This window comes from Acinetobacter sp. YH12064 (genome assembly GCF_013419735.1).
Classification (GTDB): Bacteria; Pseudomonadota; Gammaproteobacteria; order Pseudomonadales; family Moraxellaceae; genus Acinetobacter; species Acinetobacter amyesii.
Genome location: NZ_VOZP01000019.1, coordinates 21190 through 39429 on the forward strand (window position 1 = coordinate 21190; position 18240 = coordinate 39429).

The window sequence follows — 18240 nt, forward strand, 5'->3', positions numbered from 1 at the left end:
TTTTTCAGCTTTTTCTTTAACTTTTTCAAAGCAGAATTATGATTTGAAATTTTGTTCAACCTCGCTTTAATTTCCTTTTTAAGTGATTTGGTTTTCTTAGACAAATTCATCTCCTTCTCGTCTACGTATAAAACTTAAATTTCGATCAATTAACAACCATTCGGCCAAATGAACTTTGATTCACAAAGTATTTCGCCTATTAACGATGTTGTTGACGCTGATTTCGTTGATGCGGCTGTTGTTTCTGTTTCTTTTGGTCTTGTTGCTGTTGCTGTTGCTGTTGGTGATCATTTTGCTGCTGTTGGTGATCAGATTGTTGGTTTTGTTGATGCTGTTTACGAGACATTTCATTTCTCCTTTTCATCACAAATATCGCAATGTACTGCTGCTAGGTGTACTTCTACTAAAGGACAACAACCAATGTACCGCTAATTTTTAAGGATCCAACCCGATAAATGTTTCGAATTACGTCATTGTAATATCTCAGGCGAATAATTATTTTGAAATCAATCTCCCTCTATTTTCTGCATTACCTAAGTTCACTCGAATAGTGTGGTTTTAAACTTTTAGTAACATGACAAGCATGCCAGACCATCTGATTGATTGCGTGAAGTCATCTTTTGATTGCTGTTTTTTGAATGGTATTGATAAGCTATGATTCTGTGTTTTTAATTATTCCCCATAAAAAAGACTGAATCATTCAGTCCTTTTTACCTAGCCTTTTTATACATCTAGCTTTTTTACACCTAGATTAGCAAATAAACTTAGTCCATATGCTCAATGATGACTTGTCCAAACTCCGAACAACGCAAGAGTTTTGCACCTTGCATGAGTCGTTCAAAATCATAGGTCACTGTTTTGGCTTCAATCGCCCCCGCAATACCTTTAATAATTAGATCTGCCGCTTCAGTCCAGCCCATATTTCGCAGCATCATTTCTGCAGACAGAATAATAGACCCAGGGTTTACTTTGTCTTGACCCGCATATTTAGGCGCTGTGCCATGTGTCGCTTCATATACTTGCACAGCGCCACCAATATTGGCACCCGGTGCAATACCAATACCGCCAACTTCGGCCGCCAAAGCATCTGAAATATAATCACCGTTTAAATTTAGAGTAGCAATGACTGAATAATCGGTCGGACGCATGAGAATTTGTTGTAAAAAAGCGTCTGCAATCGCATCTTTAATCACGATCTCTTTGCCAGTTTTCGGATTTTTTATTTTGACCCAAGGACCTCCATCTAGCAATTCACCACCAAAGCGCTCAAGTGCGACTTCATAACCCCACTCTTTAAACGCACCTTCGGTATATTTCATGATATTGCCTTTATGCACCAAGGTGACATTCGGCTTATCATTATCAATGGCGAATTGAATAGCTTTCCGAACCAAACGCTGAGAACCTTCTTTAGATACAGGCTTAATACCGATACCGCAATTTTCCTCAAAACGAATCTTAGTAACACCCATTTCCTCTTTAAGAAATTTGATCATTTTCTTGGCTTCAGGCGAATCTGCTTTCCATTCAATCCCTGCGTAGATATCTTCTGAATTCTCTCTGAAGATCACCATGTCTGTACGTTCAGGATGCTGAACGGGTGAAGGAACGCCCTTAAACCAACGTACAGGACGCACACAGACGTAGAGGTCTAATTCTTGACGTAATGCAACATTAAGCGAACGAATACCGCCACCGACAGGCGTCGTTAACGGCCCTTTAATTGAAACCACAAATTCGCGTAAAGCCTCAAAGGTTTCTTCGGGCATATAGGTGCCATAAATTTTATTGGCTTTTTCACCACAATAGACTTCCATCCATTCTATAGCACGTTTTCCACCATAAGCTTTTTGTACTGCGGCATTCACCACGGTTTTCATCACTGGAGTGATATCAACACCAATACCATCGCCTTCAATAAATGGAATAATTGGATTATTGGGAACATTGAATGATAAGTCTGAATTTACTGTAATTTTTGTCCCATCCACTGGAACGACGATCTTCTGATAACCCATTTTTATGATCCTCCCTGAGAAGCGAGTGAAAAATAATTGCTGTTTGATAAGACTTTTAATTGCGCTTCACGCATAATACTCTAAAGCAAATCTACCTTTTTTGAGATTTAGATGGGAAATAGCTGCATTTCCCTATTGAATAAATCTTAACCAATTTGAATTATTGTATTTAATAGAAGTTATTTCCTATGAAAATCGTCATCTTAAACAAGCCATATGACGTGCTCTCCCAATTCCGTAAAGACGAAGCGCATATGACCATATCTGACTTCGTGGACGATCCTAGTCTACGTATTGCAGGTCGTTTAGATATGGACTCCGAAGGTTTGGTATTTTTAACCGATCATGGTGGTTTAAATCAGTACATCACCAATCCTGAAAATAAAAAGTTCAAAACCTACTTAGTGCAAGTCGATGGCGACATCACAGAAGAAGCGCTTGAACAATTACGTAAAGGCGTTGAGCTAAAAGATGGTATGACTTTGCCAGCCAAAGCCATTAAAGTGCAACAGCCAGAATGGTTATGGGATCGTGATCCTCCTGTACGTTTCCGTGCAAACATTCCAACCTCTTGGGTTGAAATCCAAATTTGCGAAGGCCGTAACCGTCAAGTTCGTCGTATGACTTCAGCAGTAGGTTTCCCGACTTTACGTTTAATTCGTACACGTATTGGTGCCATCGATTTAGTTCAATTGGGTTTAGAACCAGGTGAAACCAAAGAAATTGAACCTTTACTTTACCCCGACTTTCAAAACGTACCTGCAGAAGAACCTTACCGTTCGCGCTCTTATGTGAAAAAACCAGGCGGTACAGGTGGTAAGCCAATGGTTCGTAAGAATAAAGATGGCTCAGTGAAAAAGTCAGGTACAAAACGTATCTGGCAAATGGATGAGAGCGAAAAACCAAAACGCCGTACCAATGGTACAACTCGTCCGAATACCAAAGCCCCTCGTGGCCGCGGCCGTAACGGACGTTGATAAAAAGCTTCAAAAATGGCCTACAATCTACGTAGGCCTTTACATTTTTTTATAAACCTAACAATTATTTAAGATTATTTTCATATTTCGACACTATAATAAGTTATAACAATATAAACGTTGATTATTTGAACTTCAAAAATGAGCAGCATATCTACACACAATAGAAGCAAAGTATTAATTATTCATGACAACCGAATTGGACATTTAAATCCTGCTCTCGCTGTGAGTGAAATGATTGAGAAGCGCTTTTATCTACAATCTGAGCAGTTTGCAATTCCTACTTTACCTAAGCGTACAGTGAGCGTTTTTAAGAAACTGTCTAATTTCCCGAATTTGTTTCGCACGCTCGGGCGTTTATACTTTAAATTCTTACCAAGAAATTTAGAGCATACCGACGTTATCGTCTGTTCAGGTATGCCTAATTTAATTTATGCCGCTTATTTATCTCAACGTTTCAATATCCCACTTATTTATGCAGGCGGTACACGTAAATTTAATTGGCGACTTATTGATTGGACTATTACGACGATTCCAGAAGATCATTCTGGTAGACAAATCATTATTCCTACAGGTGCTGTACCTTCTAAAATTACTCGCTTAGCGCATATTCCGTCGAATCATGAAGCATGCCTGTTAATTGGTGGACCGACAAAAGAGTACCCTTTTACCCATCAAGACTTTGAAGAGATGATTCAGCAATTTGTTCAATTCGCAGATCACCATCAAATTCAGGCGTCAGTCGTATGTTCTCGTAGAACACCTGCGTTATCAGAACATGTGATTCAAATGTTAAAAGATAAAAATATTGAGCTTGTGAATACTTGTTCTAAAACTTCTATTTGCGATGTGTTAAAGCGAAGTGAATATATTTTTGTTACTGAAGATAGTGCAACGATGTTATCCGAATCAATCCAAACCGGTCGCATTGTTATTTCAGTTTGTCGTGAATATTCTGAAAAAGATGAAATTATTCAAAATTATTTAGATCTCGAATTAATACAACGTAAAACTATTGGGCAGATAACTGAAGCTGCATATATCAAACCAAAATTAAATGCTCAGCATATTGAACAAATCGTGACTCAACAACTTGCAGAAGATTTGAGGGCAAAATCTCAAGAACTCAGTTTTTATAAATGTCATGCAAAAAAAGCTGTTATCTATTAATTAAAGATTTTATACGGTAGAAATTAAAAGCTCACAGATGTGGGCTTTATTTTAATGGTATTTCTCTCTGTAAAATTAGCCCCTCGGGTTGAGGTTTCATCTTTTCCTCAAACTGCACTGCAAAAGATAAATACATCAAAGAATTTCTAACTAATCGAACAAGATCCATTAATGAGCTTTCAAATTCTGATAAAGGTATTTCTAAAATATAATTTGCTTTCATTTCTTTTTCTTTTATTTTTTCAAAGATTTCCAGATATTCAAAAGACTCTACTTCACCTTGTTCTATTAAAATATTCTGCTGATCTTTTAAGTTCTGATATGCAAATTCTGACGTCATATCAAATTTGGTATTTAATTCATATCCAAAATCATCAATAACTCTAAAAGACCTATGCTCTAGACAGTTACGAATTTTTGATAATCTAGGCTTTTCAATTTTTTCTCTAGAATTTAATTCGCTCACTTTATCATGACCATTCAGCTGATCAGATTCAATTTCTTTTAAAATATAGAACAAAGCATGTAAAAAGTAGTTCTTTGAATCCTTCAGTTTATCACGTGGCTTAAATTTTCTATTTTCATTCCATCCAAAAACTTTTGAAAAAGTAATTTGACGATCATTCATTTCTAAATCTAAATACTTAGCTAAAAAGTATGAAATTTTGTCAAAAATTGAATATAAAATTCTAAAAGCCGATTTCATTTGTGATGTTTTTAAATTATCAATTGCATGTAAAGTATCATACACATGTGGATAGGTTTTATTATAAAAATGTTGAGTATCCGTTTTTATTTCAGAAGCTTGAAAAATTAAAAATCTAGCATAAGTATATTCATTTCTAAGCTCATCAAAATTTGAATGATATACGAGACTTTCTTTAAGGCTCAAAGACGAATTAATTTTATAGGTCATATCAGGAAGCCCCAAAATGTCCTGAAGTACAATTTCATCCTCAAATAAATCGTTTAAGTCATTTAAAAATAATTTGTTTTCTGCACTCCAAACTAGATACCTAAGCTCAGCCTTAGTTTTTGTCTTTTGTTTATATTCTTTTACATAATCAAAATCAGTATCTTGGAAGTGCTCTTGATACCAACAAGTAAAATGATATAAATCACCTGTCTCCTTTAACGGAATTTTCTGTTCCTCTTCTAAAGCATCAAAACTCATGTATGCCTGCTTTATCAACTGATTTGCAAAATAGTAATGAATATTTACATGTGATTGGTCATACAGTTGACTTGACCTAAAAATTACACCTTGTGCTTTAGCAACTAACGCTACAGGGTTATTATCCATTTTTATTGCTTGATCCCAATAATATTGAGCACAAAAACTGCGCCCTATTGAAGATAAAAAATTCCCAAAATTTGTTAAAACAAATGATAATAATCCATGATTATCATTTGTTTTTTTTAAGGATATATAATGACTTCTCATACAAATTAACCGTAGTTATTAAGTTTTTCGAAAACCAATGCTCATCCTGATATTTATAAATTTCTGAACTACAATTCGCTAAAATATAGTAAAAATAGCCTTTACAGCCATCATCAGTAAAAGTGAACTCGTTATCAAAATGAAAATTAAACCACTTTATTAATTCAGCTTTTCGACTTGTATCCAATAATAAATCATCTACCAACCCTGCAAATGAATTTAATTATTGCAGCCCCAATTCCATAATTTTTCTAATAAAAAACCCATACTAAGTATGGGTTTTACATGAAATTTAAATGTTTTTCAAATTAAGCCTTCAACCACTTCTCCGCTTTAGCCTGATCTTCCACTTTAAGTTCAACTTCAGTTAATTCTGAACCTGCCGCTTTCACTTCAAAGCTCATCAACTCATCACGGCGGAATGCTAGTACGGTATAAGTTCCGTCTTGCTTGGCATATTTTTCTGCCAATTTAACGGTTGCTTTTAGACCATCAATTGCAATAATCACATCGTTCGCAGACAAGCCAGCTTTTGCAGCTGCACCATCACGGCGAGCGGACTGAACCAACATTCCTTCAGGCTTATCAGCAAGTTTTAGACCAAATGGCAATGATTTGTCATTTTTAAGCGTATAGCTCAAGCCAAACTCAGGGAATAATTGGTCTAACGGCAATTCATCCGTAGTATTAATCAAATGATTGATTTGTTCTAACCAATCATCACCCGTCAATTCATTGCATAAATTGAAAATAGTCCGTTCATTCACTTGAATGCCGTTTTGTGCGTTTTCATATAGCTTACGCATTAAGGCATCAAGACTTGAACCACGTAGGCGTAAGCCAAGATCTAAACACAGCGCCACGAGGCAGCCTTTATTATAGTAACTGGTACCTGCATTATTTGAGTTTTCATCCTGACGGTAGAATTTCACCCATGCATCAAAGCTTGATTCAGCAACGGTTTGAATTTCACGACCCGGATTTTGCAAATAGCGATCAATTTGTGCTTTTAAAAGCTTGATATAAGAATCCTGATTAATCACACCGCTACGCAGTAAAATCAAATCATCATAATACGATGTAAAACCTTCAAAAATCCAAAGCAAAGAAGTGTAGCCTTCTTTGTTCAAATCATAATTCACAAAGTTTTCTGGACGGATAAATTTTACCAACCATGAGTGGAAATATTCATGGCTGCATAACCCTAAGAAACGTTGATAATCTGCCGATGGCTCTACAGGTTCATTGGCTTTTGGCAAATCATCACGCGGGCTAATTAAACTTGTACTATTTGGATGCTCTAAACCACCATAGCTATTGGCCGTTGCCATGGTCATAAAGGTATAGTCTTTAAATGGTGCTGAACCAAACATGGAAATTTCTGTCGAACAAATTTTTTCGATGTCTTGCTGCATACGCTGCGCGTTCATAGCATGTTTGCCCGACACCACAAATTCGTGTGGAATGCCGTTGGCTTCAAAACTAAAACGGGTTTGTTCCGCCAGTTCAAACGGTGCATCAATCAACTGAGCATAGTTATCTGCATATAAGGTATAACGACCTTTCACTAAACTTTTTGACTTTAATCCTGTCGCAAGTTGGAAATGCTTTAACTCGGGTGGCAAGAAAACTTCAACCTCAATGGCTGTATGTTCTTGGTCAACTAAACCTAAACATGCACAAGCTGGATTGACGTATAAACGGCTTTGATCAACATAAGCACCACGGACCGACAAATCGAAGGCATATACATCATATTCAACCGTGATCAACTCATGATCTGTATTGAATAAGCGCCATTTATTTTTTTCAAATTTCTCAATTTGTAACAAACGCCCATCTTCATCATAAGCTCGAACAGCTTCGATATGCTTCGAAAATTCTCGGATTAAGTAACTTCCGGGAATCCAAGTTGGTAAAGAAAGCACCTGTGTTGGATTTGCCAAGAAACGTGCAGTGACATGGACTAGATGCTGACGATAATCGTCAAATTCGATTTGATAATGCAACATAATGGGCGATATAAAATTAGTAAAAGATAACTTATCAATTAGATTAACATTTTTTACAACTGAATGCGGAACTGTCGCAATTGTCTACAATTATGACTAGTCAGCAGAAAAAAAAAGGCATAGCATGCCTAAAAATTTTTTCGTTTTACCACCAACGGAATGGTTGGTTAAGGAACCTCATTGAAACACGTGATCTACCTCATCGCGCTGCTTAGTTTTCTATGCTCCACGATAGCAAATGCTGCCCTTTTAAATATTGTCCCTGAAACCGTGGAAGCTGAAGCTTGGACCATTTTAGACCCTCAGTCGGGTCAGGTGATTGCAGAACATAATAGCCATGTTCAGCGTGCTCCTGCTTCACTTACCAAAATGATGGTGGCTTATATTGCTTTAAAGGAAATTAAAGCAGGTCATTTAAAGAAAAATGAAATCCTAACCGCAACCCCAGTTGTACAAGTGGTTCAATGGGATGAATCACAAATGTATCTCAAAGCAGGCGAACAAATTTCAGTTGATCAGCTTTTGGCAGGTCTTGTGGTCATGTCTGCCAATGATGCCGCTGTGACTTTAGCTGAACGCATTTCTGGTGATATTCCAAAATTTATTGAACGCATGAACAAAGAAGCTAAAGCTTTGGGCATGAATGATACCAATTTTCAAAATCCAGCCGGTATTACCATGCCAGAACATTATTCATCGGCGGCTGACCTTGCACGTTTAGGGCAAGCACTGGTGACTGAAACACCTGACTATTTGTATTATTCAAAACAACAAAGTTTTAGTTATAATCACCGTTTCCACCATGCAACTAATATTTTACTCAAACAAGATCCTACCGTTGATGGCTTAAAAACAGGTTTTACTAAAGCTGCAGGTTATAATTTAGCTTTAACAGCCAACCGTTTGATCGCGAATCCTGACGCGCCAGAACGTCGTTTGATTGTTGTGGTATTAGGGGCAAAAAGTGGATTAAAACGTGCAGAAATAGCACACAACCTCATGAACTTGGCTTATACCTATACACGTAATGAAGTTGCAATCAAAGATAAGCAATTAATTGCAGAATTACCTGTGGTTAAATCAACCTTGAAAATGTTTAAGGTGGAAACTCAACAACCTAAACTAATTACAACTTCACTTTATGATCAAGCTTATGCCATCGATTTAAAAGCTTTTGACCCTACACAGCAACGTATTCTTTTAAATACTGGCAATGGTCAAATTCAAGCCATTGAACCACTTCATGAAACACAGACTAAACTGAGTGTTGAAGTAAATGAAAAAGAACTCACTGCGCCATTGGCTGAAGTGATGAAATTAGCCACCGTTACGGTTTATCAAAATAATCAGCTGATCAATACCTTTGATATCGAAGATGACGTGCAAATTGAAGAAGCCAATATTTTTGAGCGTTTCATGATGTGGATTAAAGGTCTTTTTAGCATCTTTAATACGGATGCAGCAGAAGTTAAAACCTACCCTTTAGGTCAATGATGTGATTATGTAACTTGTAAGACAATTCGTTATTCGTGCAAAAAAGAAGATGGCATACTCGTGCCATCTTCTTTTTTTCAACAATAATAAAATAGGTAATTCAATGAATAACGCTGATGACTCCAAGTTACACCATATTGTCATTGTCGGTGGTGGTGCCGGTGGTTTAGAACTGGTCACCCAACTCGGTGATTTACTCGGTAAAAAAAAGAAAGCGCGCATTACCCTTGTAGATATGAAACTCACGCATGTATGGAAACCCCTCTTGCATGAAATTGCCGCAGGGACGATGTCGGTTAGCGAAGAAGAAATTAACTACTATGCGCATGCTGCGAAGCATCATTATGAATTTGTCTTGGCTAAGTTTGAAGATGTCAATCCTGCTGAAAAAACTATTCAGCTTAGCAAAGTCCAACAAGGTAAATATGAATCTACTCAAGAACAACTGCAACTGAGTTATGACACCCTTGTTCTTGCTTTAGGCTCAGTTTCCAACGATTTCAACACGCCAGGCGTGTATGAACATTGCCACTATTTAGACAGTCTGCAACAAGCTGAAATCTTCCAACAAGATCTCTTACAGTTGTATTTGGATGCACAAAATAGTAATACAGCACGTGAGTTGAAAATTGCCATTATTGGTGCAGGTGCAACGGGGGTTGAACTTTCAGCAGAATTGGTTGAAGCCAAAAATAATTTTTATAAATATGGTTTAAATAAAATTCATCCTCAAAGCGTACAGATCAATTTGATTGAAGGTGCTGATCGGATTCTGCCTGCACTCCCTGAAAAAATGGCCGAGCATGCTCAGCAGCAATTACAACGCATGAAAATTGAAGTCTTGACATCTAAACGTGTGGAAAAAGTCGATGCTGAACATGTTTATTTTAATGATGGCAGTAAAATTAAAGCTGAACTGAAGGTTTGGGCAGCAGGCATTAAAACACCAGAAGTAATTTCGAAGCTTGAAGGCTTTGAAAAAGACCGTATGGGGCGTTTGAGTGTATATGCAACACTACAAACTAAGGCACACCCAGATATTTTCGCGTTTGGTGATTGTGCACATTGCCAACCGCGTGCAGATGAGCCTGTCCTCGGCCCACGCGCTCAAGTTGCTAGCCAACAAGCGTCATTTCTCGTGGATTGCTTAAAGGCGCGTATCCGTGGTCAGCAACTCCCGATGTTCGTATTTTCAGACAAAGGTTCCTTAGTCTCATTAAGTAAACATAAAGCAGTAGGTGAACTTTTAGGTCAGGTCAATGTTCAAGGCTTTGTTGCCAAATCAATGTACCTTTCACTTTATCGTATGCATCAAGCCACAATTTACGGCTACGCACATGCAGGACTATTAACGGCTAAAGATTTTGTTACACGAAAAATTGCGCCTAAAATTAAATTGCATTGAAATTTACAGATTTGCCCCGATTAATGAAAAAATCATCATAAACATTTAAAAATTGCATTTTTTTGATAAATTTAGTCTACAAAAGTGCAATTTCACTTTATGATGTAACCCTTAAAAAATTGAATGGATCAATAACATGACTGCTATTGCAAATAACTCTGTGGTTTCTTTCCACTACACATTGACTAATGCAGAGGGTGAAACTCTCGACCAATCTCAAGGTGAGCCACTAGCATATTTGCACGGCGCTGGTAACATCATTCCAGGTCTTGAAAAAGCTCTTTTAGGCAAAACAGTTGGTGAAAAATTCACTGTAACTGTACCTGCTGCCGAAGGTTATGGCGAATACAACCCTGATCTCGTTCAAGAAGTTCCTGCTCAAATGTTCCAAGGCGTGGACAACATCCAACCAGGTATGCAATTCCAAGCTCAAACTGATGATGGCGTTCAAATCGTGACAGTTAAAGCTGTTGAAGGCGACAACGTTGTTGTTGATGCAAACTTTCCACTTGCTGGTCAAGATTTAACTTTCGAAGTTGAAATCGTTGAAATCCGTGAGGCTTCTGCTGAAGAACTTGAACACGGTCACGTACACGGTGCAGGCGGTCACCACCACTAAGATCTTCTGATCTCTAATGCAAAAAGGCAAAGTTTTTACTTTGCCTTTTTTATTGCGCCTGATATAGGTATGCCATATAAGAACTTTTCAAACTATTAAATACAAAAAAGCAGGCCACGGCCTGCTTTTTTAAAACGGATAATTAATTCTTATGAATTAACGACGTTGATTATAAATCTGCTGCGCTGCGGGTAGATTTTTACGCATCGCTTCAATACGTTGTGAGTTTGATGGATGCGTTGATAAGAATGATGAACCTCCCGCACCTTCAAGCTTATTCATTTTTTCCCAAAGCGTAATCGCCGCTTGTGGGTTATAACCTGCACGTGCCATTAACATTAAGCCACCTTGGTCTGCACGGCTTTCCAAAGAACGTGAATAAGGCAGACCTATACCAATTTGACTACCCAACTGCGCGGCCGCAGTACCCAATTGACCGACATTATTACCTGCCGCACTTAAACCAATATTCAATGCAAGATCAGTTAAGGCTTGCGCTCCCAATTTACTTTTTGCATGCTCTTCAAGAGCATGGACCATTTCATGTCCCATAACTGCTGCAATTTCTGCATCGGTTAAATTCAGTTTATTGACGATACCTGTATAAAATACAACTTTACCGCCTGGAGCGACAAAGGCATTGACTTGATCAGATTTCATGACCGCCAATTGCCATTGGAACGCTTGACCCGTTTGGTTCATTTGGTCTGCATAAGGACGCAGTTTTTGGAATACAGTATTAATGCGCTTATATGTACTCGAAGAGGTATCGAGCTGATTTTTAGAACGCGCATCTGTCACCATTTTGTTATAACTTTGTGTTGCTTGCGCGTTCAATGTAGCAGTATCCGCTCCTGCCATATCTGCCACTGTCGCACAGCTTGAAATCGTCATTACACCGGCCATACACAGGCTCGTTAGAATAATTTTTTTCATTAAGGATACTCCAGACCATTAAAATATAAGTGAATTTATGGATATTATATTCTTATGGTTCGGAGCTTAAAACGAAGTTATAGCGACTTATAATAGTAATTATGTAATTTTTTTAAGCTGAAAATTGAAGAACCAACCAATAGATTAAACAAACCACATTCAAGCCCAAATACACATGCATTAATGGCTTAATTTTTTCTTCTAACTGCACATTTTTTCGCTTAAAAAATAGGACAGCATTTTGTATCAAAACTATGGGCACAAGAATACAGGCAATAATCACCGACAACCCAATCAGGGCTTGATAAATTAATTGTGGATCTTGAGTTTGGGCACGAATGATCATCATAGCAATAGTGGGTGCTCCCCCCATCGCAAATAATAAAGAATAAAAAATGGTGGTCGAAATATTCTTTTGCATCCTGCACTTCTCTTCCTAATTCAAATTGCATTTTAGCAACTCACCACAAAGTGTATAGCGTACTAAAATGCAACTTTAGTCTTGAAAACCGCATATATTAACGACGTACACTCGATGGTGTCGCATTTTTATAATATTGCTGCGCTTCCGGCATCATTTTTTGCATAGCAGCAATACGGTCATTATTGCTTGGGTGTGTAGACATAAATTTGCTCAGTGCGTCGTTGCCACTGTTATCATTCGCATTCATTTTTTTCCACAATGAAATCGCCGCTTCTGGATTGTATCCAGCCTTTGCCATCATCACTAGGCCACCTTTATCCGCGCGACTTTCCAAATTACGTGAATACGGCAAGCCCACACCAAATTGACTCCCCAAGTCAAGCAAGGTTGCACCATAGCCACCTGCTGCATTACCTACGTATTGTGAACCTATACTCACCGCAAGATTGGTCAGTGCTGAAGCGCCAATTTTATTTTTTGCATGTTCTTCTAAAGCATGAACCATTTCGTGACCCATGATTGCTGCGACTTCATCATCCGTGAGTTTGAGGGTTTCGACGATTCCTGTATAGAAAACAACTTTCCCGCCGGGTGCAACATAGGCATTGATTTCTTTAGACTTGATTACGGCAACTTTCCAATCAAAAGCCTGACCCGTTTGATTCATCTGATCTGCAAATGGTTTCATTTTCCAGAAAACACGGTTTACTTTTTGATAAGTCGCAGACTTGGTATCGAGCACTTGTTTGGTCTGAGCGTCTTTCAGCATTGCGTTATAAGACTGTGTTGCCTGTAAGTTCAAAGATGCAGAATCAGCACCTGCAAGATCAGCAATCGTGGTACAACCTGATAAAGAAGCTGCTACGGCAAAGCATGCCAAAGATTTTTTATAATTCATCATGATCTCTAGTTATTTATAAAGAGTGTCAAATATATACAAAAAATTGACTGACTCAATATTTTTATGCTTATTTTTTCAAAATCTTTATTTTTCCATCATTTAAATTTAATCAACTTTTTTGAAGTTGTATTCTTCGTTATATAAAAAAGCCCCGCTTTCGCGAGGCTTTTACATCTTAATTCAACAACATTATGCGTCGAATGGATGACGTAATACGATTGTTTCATCTCGGTCTGGACCAGTTGAAATGATGTCGATTGGACATTCAATCAATTGCTCTAAACGTTTCACGTAGTTAATTGCATTTTGTGGCAATTGATCTAGTGATTTCGCACCGAAAGTAGACTCAGACCAACCTGGCATAGTTTCGTAGATTGGTTTTAAAGTTTCAAATGCAAGCGCATCAGAAGAACCTACACAACCAGAATCAGCTGCTTCGTAACCTACACAGATTTTCACTTCTTCTAAACCATCTAGAACGTCTAGTTTAGTTAAGCAAATACCAGAAAGTGAGTTTACTTCTACTGAACGACGTAGAATTTCAGCATCGAACCAACCACAACGACGTTGACGGCCAGTAGACGCACCAAATTCAGAACCTACAGTACCCAAGTGTTTACCGATCGCATCACCAACATCGTTAGCAGCATCATAAACAAGTTCAGTTGGGAACGGACCTGCACCTACACGAGTTGTGTACGCTTTAGTAATACCCAATACATAGTCAAGGTGTAATGGACCAAGACCTGAACCTGAGCTTACGCCACCAGCTGTTGTATTTGAAGAAGTTACATACGGATATGTCCCGTGATCAACGTCAAGAAGTGAACCTTGCGCGCCTTCAAACATGATTTTCTTACCCGCTTTACGGTAAGCATGAAGTTCGCCAGTAACGTCCATCACCATAGGTTCGATGACTTTACGCCATTCGTCACATAGAGCGATTACATCTTCAACTTTAACTGCTTCAACACCGAAGAATTGAGTCAATTGGAAGTTATGGTATTCAAGAAGCTCTTCAAGTTGAGCTTTAAGATGAGCACCACCACGAACCAAGTCAGCAACACGGATTGCACGACGAGCCACTTTGTCTTCGTATGCAGGACCGATACCACGACCTGTTGTACCAATTTTCGCATTACCACGTTTTTTCTCACGTGCTTGGTCAAGTGCGATATGGTGTGGAAGGATCAATGGACAGTTTGGAGAAATACGTAGACGTTCACGTACAGGCACGCCTTCTTTTTCTAAAACTTCCATTTCGTGGATTAAAGCTTCAGGTGATAAAACAACACCATTACCAATTAAGCACAATACGTTGTCACGTAAAATACCAGATGGAATGAGGTGTAATACAGTTTTCTTACCACCAACCACAAGTGTATGACCTGCGTTGTGTCCACCTTGATAGCGAACTACCGCAGCCGCTTGATCTGTGAGCAGGTCGACGATCTTACCTTTACCTTCGTCGCCCCATTGGGTACCAAGTACCACAACATTCTTGCCCATAATAGCCTCATTGCATCATGCTGTTAAAATTGGAAAAAACGTGTGTGCCCGCAGGCACATCCGAGATTAAATTTGTTTGATTGTCCACTCGCCATTTGCATTCACCAACTGGTGCGTTGCATACGGTGCTGAGCTTAAATCATCATTACCTAACAATTGAACAACACTGAATCCTTCGGTACGTGCTGCCTCAATTGCCTTTAATAAATCTGCTTCGATGCCTTTTGGTGCAACCAAAACTTGGCTTTTCTGAACTTGACCTGCAGTTAATGCATATAAGTCACAAGAGAAACCTGTCGCTGGACGCGCGCGACCGAAGTGTTCACCAATACCATCATAGCGACCGCCTTGAGCCAATGGCGCAGCGCGGTTTGGCGCATATACGGCATACATTAAACCAGTGTGATAGTGATATGAACGAAGTTCAACCACATCGATACCAATATGTAGTTCTGGCCAACGCACCTGAATTGCGGCTTGTGTCGATTTCACTGCATCAAATGCAAGTTTAAATGCTTCGTTATTTAAAACTTCAGCACTTAAATTTGCTTGTAACGCATCTAAATCACTTGCAAAACGACCTAATGTATAGAAGTCAGCACCATTTGGAAGGCTTTGTGTGAATTCAGCAAGTTCAGGTAGTGCTTTACGTTGATACAAGTCAGATAACTGACGTTCAACTGCTTTGCTCAAGCCAGCTTGTTTCACCATGCTGCGGAATAAACCGACATGCCCTAAATCAAGATGGATACCATCTGCATGACCTGCTTTAGCAAGCAAGTTGATCATGACATCAATCAGTTCAACGTCAGCATCAATGCTGTCTGAACCAAATAATTCTGCACCTAACTGTAAAGGTGCACGTGTGGTATTAAAACCCTGTGGCTTAGTATGTAGTACTGTACCAGCGTAGCAATAACGAGCTACACCTTCGACAGGATGTACATGCGCATCAATACGAGCCACTTGTGGTGTCATATCGGCACGCACACCAAGCAAACGACCTGAAAGTTGATCGATCACTTTAAAAGTGGCTAAGTCTAAATCTTGATTCGATTCTGAAAGAGAAGATAGAGATTCGATGTATTCAATGAATGGCGTGTACACCAACTGATAACCTCGAGATGCGAGGAAATCTAATGCTTCACGACGCAAAGATTCAATCACTTGCGCCTGTTCTGGCAGTACATCAGCTACACCATCAGGTAATAACCATGTCTCTGAAATGGGCATGTTGTAAACCTAAATTCTTGTCAGCGCGGAACAAATCCGCATAAAAAAATCGGGAGCACACCCGATTTCTCCTAGTTTAGCACGATAGTTTTACGCTTGCACACGACTTTTTCATAAAAGATGCTTCAGCATTCATTACTTCATCAACAGCTTTAATTTTTACAACTAAATATATGTTTATGCTTATATTTTAAAATCCTGTGAACGTTATTTTTTAACCATTTGATAAAAAATAATAAGCATCCTACTTTCTATAGATGAAGTTTTAAACAAAGTTATAAATATGATCAGGCTCAATAACTTAATTTAAGACACGAACATCAATCCAATGGAAGCGCTGTAGTTTGTTTAACGGCCTGTAACGGTATCTCTGTTTTTACATTTTGCACACTGGCAATCTGCGTTAAATGATGAATCTGAAACTTTCGATAGGCTTCTAAATCTGCCACGACGATACGTAAGAAAAAGTCACAATCCCCTGCCATGAGTTGACATTCAACCACCTCAGGCATCGTTTGAATCGCTGCGACAAAATCATTCACGGTTTTTGCATCTTGACCTTTTAGCCAAATCCGCGCAAATACCGTTAAACTTAAATTCAATTTTGACTGATTCAGTAAAGCCACATATTTCTCAATATAGCCTTCATCTTCTAGTTGCTTAACCCGTCTCAAACACGGCGAAGGTGATAAACCAACTAGTTGGGCCAATTCATTATTTTGTAGTTTTCCATTTTGCTGTAATGCTTGCAAAATGCGTTTATCTATCTGATCCATCAATAAAGGCACTAAATTTCACAATAATCTTTATTTTAGCAATTTCATTGCACAATAAAAGCAATCTTCCATAAAATAGCTGCCAAATGCTGCTTAGATATTCATAAAATATTGCTTTTGATCTCGCTTCATGGAAAACGTCATGTTGATGTTTAGACAAAGTACACTCAATCACACCCATTCACAGCATTCTATTGAGTTTAAACGAGGTCTAAAAACATCTATTCCAATGCTGCTGGGCATTATTCCTTTTGCATTAGTTTTGGGTGCTCAGGCAACACATAAAGGATTTTCTAGTTTAGAAGTTCCGCTTTTGACTGGCCTTAACTTTGCCGGTGGATCTGAATTTGCCATTTTGGAAGTTTGGACCAATCCCCCTAATATTCTCATGCTGATGTTTATTACGTTTTTAGTGAATAGTCGGCACCTATTAATGGGGGCGAGCCTTGTCCCGTATTTACGACATTTACCGAATCGTACGGTTTATACCGCTTTATTTTTTATGTGCGATGAAAGTTGGGCTGTGGGTTTGGCTGATGCGCAAAAAAAATCTAATGTTTTGGGAATTCAGCGCGCCTTTAGTTTGATGTTCTATGCAGGCTTATGCTGTGCTCTATATTTGATGTGGGTTGGCTTTACCACGCTAGGGGCAATGATCGGGCCGATACTTGGCGATATTAGTCGACTTGGTTTTGACATGGCCTTCCCTGCTGTATTTCTTGTTTTACTGCGTGGTATGTGGAAAGGCTTTAAAGCGGCGCGCCCATGGCTGGTCAGTTTGATTGCCGCATCTTTGGCTTACTTGTATCTCCCTGCGGGCTGGTATGTTCCGATTGGCGCAGTTACTGGCATTGCTTCTGCATTTTTCCTAATTGGAGATGATGCATGATCCACACTAGCACCGTGATCGCGATTCTATTTATAGCCTTAACCACTTACCTGACCCGCATCTTGGGTTATATGTTACTGAAAAACCGTAGCCTCACCAACAAACAACGTCAAATTATGGAAGTTGTTCCCGGCTGTGTATTGATCTCAGTGATTGCGCCCTATTTTGTCAAAGATCATCCTGCTGATTTAATCGCGATGGCCATTACGCTATTTGCAGCATCACGTTTTTCGTTATTGCCTACCGTTGTGATTAGCATGCTTTCAGCAGCAGTATTAAGACAAATTTTGATTTAACTAAGTAATACGCGATCATGTTTTGAATAACGAAAGAACTACGATTTAAACCCAATGATGATGAATATTAGGAATCATCTTATTGGATAAAAAATACCCACACCTTGAGATCACATGTTTCATGCAGATATCGAGGT

General features: G+C 38.7%; 17 protein-coding genes. 7 read left to right on the plus strand and 10 right to left on the minus strand.

Going from position 1 to position 18240, the window contains the following annotated elements; genetic code table 11:
- Positions 1 to 199: 199 nt before the first annotated feature.
- Positions 200 to 346 (minus strand): hypothetical protein, encoded by a 147-nt coding sequence (locus FTU13_RS15445; protein ID WP_180128762.1) that lies wholly within the window; start codon positions 344 to 346, stop codon positions 200 to 202.
- Between the two features lie 418 nt (positions 347 to 764).
- The gene (gene icd, locus FTU13_RS15450; protein ID WP_180115314.1) at positions 765 to 2018 is read right to left on the minus strand and encodes an NADP-dependent isocitrate dehydrogenase; all 1254 of its coding nucleotides are present in this window, start codon (positions 2016 to 2018) and stop codon (positions 765 to 767) included.
- 188 nt (positions 2019 to 2206) lie between these two features.
- On the opposite strand from icd, the gene FTU13_RS15455 reads away from it, so the two are divergent.
- Together FTU13_RS15455 and FTU13_RS15460 are read left to right on the plus strand one after the other, a co-directional pair.
- Positions 2207 to 2995, plus strand: coding sequence for an rRNA large subunit pseudouridine synthase E (locus FTU13_RS15455; protein ID WP_078194376.1), 789 nt, complete (start codon positions 2207 to 2209; stop codon positions 2993 to 2995).
- A gap of 141 nt (positions 2996 to 3136) precedes the next feature.
- On the plus strand, positions 3137 to 4165 hold the full coding sequence (locus FTU13_RS15460) for an ELM1/GtrOC1 family putative glycosyltransferase (protein WP_180103211.1): 1029 nt from the start codon (positions 3137 to 3139) through the stop codon (positions 4163 to 4165).
- A gap of 46 nt (positions 4166 to 4211) precedes the next feature.
- Here FTU13_RS15460 and FTU13_RS15465 read toward each other — a convergent pair whose 3' ends face one another.
- Positions 4212 to 5609: an LA2681 family HEPN domain-containing protein gene (locus FTU13_RS15465; RefSeq protein ID WP_257226773.1), complete on the minus strand. Its 1398-nt coding sequence runs from the start codon at positions 5607 to 5609 to the stop codon at positions 4212 to 4214.
- 308 nt (positions 5610 to 5917) lie between these two features.
- On the minus strand, positions 5918 to 7621 hold the full coding sequence (locus tag FTU13_RS15470; protein ID WP_078194379.1) for a M61 family metallopeptidase: 1704 nt from the start codon (positions 7619 to 7621) through the stop codon (positions 5918 to 5920).
- A gap of 180 nt (positions 7622 to 7801) precedes the next feature.
- On the opposite strand from FTU13_RS15470, the gene FTU13_RS15475 reads away from it, so the two are divergent.
- The 3 genes from FTU13_RS15475 to FTU13_RS15485 all read left to right on the plus strand — a co-directional run bounded on the left by FTU13_RS15475 (position 7802) and on the right by FTU13_RS15485 (position 11139).
- Positions 7802 to 9115 (plus strand): D-alanyl-D-alanine carboxypeptidase PBP6B, encoded by a 1314-nt coding sequence (locus FTU13_RS15475; protein WP_180085733.1) that lies wholly within the window; start codon positions 7802 to 7804, stop codon positions 9113 to 9115.
- Between the two features lie 103 nt (positions 9116 to 9218).
- Complete coding sequence (locus tag FTU13_RS15480; RefSeq protein ID WP_180128763.1) at positions 9219 to 10520, plus strand: NAD(P)/FAD-dependent oxidoreductase; 1302 nt, start codon at positions 9219 to 9221, stop codon at positions 10518 to 10520.
- A 136-nt stretch (positions 10521 to 10656) separates the two neighbouring features.
- Positions 10657 to 11139 carry a peptidylprolyl isomerase gene (locus tag FTU13_RS15485; RefSeq protein ID WP_078194383.1) on the plus strand — a complete coding sequence of 161 codons (483 nt, stop codon included), beginning with the start codon at positions 10657 to 10659 and terminating at the stop codon, positions 11137 to 11139.
- Between the two features lie 156 nt (positions 11140 to 11295).
- On the opposite strand, the gene FTU13_RS15490 is transcribed toward FTU13_RS15485, so the two are convergent.
- The 6 genes from FTU13_RS15490 to FTU13_RS15515 form a co-directional block, all read right to left on the minus strand.
- Positions 11296 to 12075: a M48 family metallopeptidase gene (locus FTU13_RS15490; RefSeq protein ID WP_180128764.1), complete on the minus strand. Its 780-nt coding sequence runs from the start codon at positions 12073 to 12075 to the stop codon at positions 11296 to 11298.
- Between the two features lie 112 nt (positions 12076 to 12187).
- The gene (locus tag FTU13_RS15495) at positions 12188 to 12496 is read right to left on the minus strand and encodes a hypothetical protein (RefSeq protein WP_078194385.1); all 309 of its coding nucleotides are present in this window, start codon (positions 12494 to 12496) and stop codon (positions 12188 to 12190) included.
- Between the two features lie 97 nt (positions 12497 to 12593).
- On the minus strand, positions 12594 to 13397 hold the full coding sequence (locus FTU13_RS15500) for a M48 family metallopeptidase (RefSeq protein WP_078194387.1): 804 nt from the start codon (positions 13395 to 13397) through the stop codon (positions 12594 to 12596).
- Positions 13398 to 13589: 192 nt separating this feature from the next.
- The gene (locus FTU13_RS15505; RefSeq protein ID WP_078189071.1) at positions 13590 to 14909 is read right to left on the minus strand and encodes an adenylosuccinate synthase; all 1320 of its coding nucleotides are present in this window, start codon (positions 14907 to 14909) and stop codon (positions 13590 to 13592) included.
- 66 nt (positions 14910 to 14975) lie between these two features.
- Positions 14976 to 16142 carry an ATP phosphoribosyltransferase regulatory subunit gene (locus tag FTU13_RS15510; RefSeq protein WP_180085738.1) on the minus strand — a complete coding sequence of 389 codons (1167 nt, stop codon included), beginning with the start codon at positions 16140 to 16142 and terminating at the stop codon, positions 14976 to 14978.
- A gap of 320 nt (positions 16143 to 16462) precedes the next feature.
- Positions 16463 to 16918, minus strand: coding sequence for an Lrp/AsnC family transcriptional regulator (locus FTU13_RS15515; protein ID WP_078189073.1), 456 nt, complete (start codon positions 16916 to 16918; stop codon positions 16463 to 16465).
- Between the two features lie 142 nt (positions 16919 to 17060).
- Here FTU13_RS15515 and FTU13_RS15520 point away from each other — a divergent pair, with 142 nt between their 5' ends.
- Positions 17061 to 17807 (plus strand): AzlC family ABC transporter permease, encoded by a 747-nt coding sequence (locus FTU13_RS15520; RefSeq protein ID WP_078194431.1) that lies wholly within the window; start codon positions 17061 to 17063, stop codon positions 17805 to 17807.
- Positions 17804 to 18103 carry an AzlD family protein gene (locus FTU13_RS15525; protein ID WP_180128765.1) on the plus strand — a complete coding sequence of 100 codons (300 nt, stop codon included), beginning with the start codon at positions 17804 to 17806 and terminating at the stop codon, positions 18101 to 18103. The genes FTU13_RS15520 and FTU13_RS15525 overlap by 4 nt, the downstream gene beginning before the upstream one ends.
- The last annotated feature ends 137 nt before the right edge of the window (positions 18104 to 18240 follow it).

Coding starts and splice junctions, on each gene's coding strand:
- FTU13_RS15445 (WP_180128762.1), bottom strand. CDS start 346: ATGTCTCGTAAACAGCATCAACAAAACCAACAATCTGATCACCAACAG.
- icd (WP_180115314.1), bottom strand. CDS start 2,018: ATGGGTTATCAGAAGATCGTCGTTCCAGTGGATGGGACAAAAATTACA.
- FTU13_RS15455 (WP_078194376.1), top strand. CDS start 2,207: ATGAAAATCGTCATCTTAAACAAGCCATATGACGTGCTCTCCCAATTC.
- FTU13_RS15460 (WP_180103211.1), top strand. CDS start 3,137: ATGAGCAGCATATCTACACACAATAGAAGCAAAGTATTAATTATTCAT.
- FTU13_RS15465 (WP_257226773.1), bottom strand. CDS start 5,609: ATGAGAAGTCATTATATATCCTTAAAAAAAACAAATGATAATCATGGA.
- FTU13_RS15470 (WP_078194379.1), bottom strand. CDS start 7,621: ATGTTGCATTATCAAATCGAATTTGACGATTATCGTCAGCATCTAGTC.
- FTU13_RS15480 (WP_180128763.1), top strand. CDS start 9,219: ATGAATAACGCTGATGACTCCAAGTTACACCATATTGTCATTGTCGGT.
- FTU13_RS15485 (WP_078194383.1), top strand. CDS start 10,657: ATGACTGCTATTGCAAATAACTCTGTGGTTTCTTTCCACTACACATTG.
- FTU13_RS15490 (WP_180128764.1), bottom strand. CDS start 12,075: ATGAAAAAAATTATTCTAACGAGCCTGTGTATGGCCGGTGTAATGACG.
- FTU13_RS15495 (WP_078194385.1), bottom strand. CDS start 12,496: ATGCAAAAGAATATTTCGACCACCATTTTTTATTCTTTATTATTTGCG.
- FTU13_RS15500 (WP_078194387.1), bottom strand. CDS start 13,397: ATGAATTATAAAAAATCTTTGGCATGCTTTGCCGTAGCAGCTTCTTTA.
- FTU13_RS15505 (WP_078189071.1), bottom strand. CDS start 14,909: ATGGGCAAGAATGTTGTGGTACTTGGTACCCAATGGGGCGACGAAGGT.
- FTU13_RS15510 (WP_180085738.1), bottom strand. CDS start 16,142: ATGCCCATTTCAGAGACATGGTTATTACCTGATGGTGTAGCTGATGTA.
- FTU13_RS15515 (WP_078189073.1), bottom strand. CDS start 16,918: ATGGATCAGATAGATAAACGCATTTTGCAAGCATTACAGCAAAATGGA.
- FTU13_RS15520 (WP_078194431.1), top strand. CDS start 17,061: ATGTTGATGTTTAGACAAAGTACACTCAATCACACCCATTCACAGCAT.
- FTU13_RS15525 (WP_180128765.1), top strand. CDS start 17,804: ATGATCCACACTAGCACCGTGATCGCGATTCTATTTATAGCCTTAACC.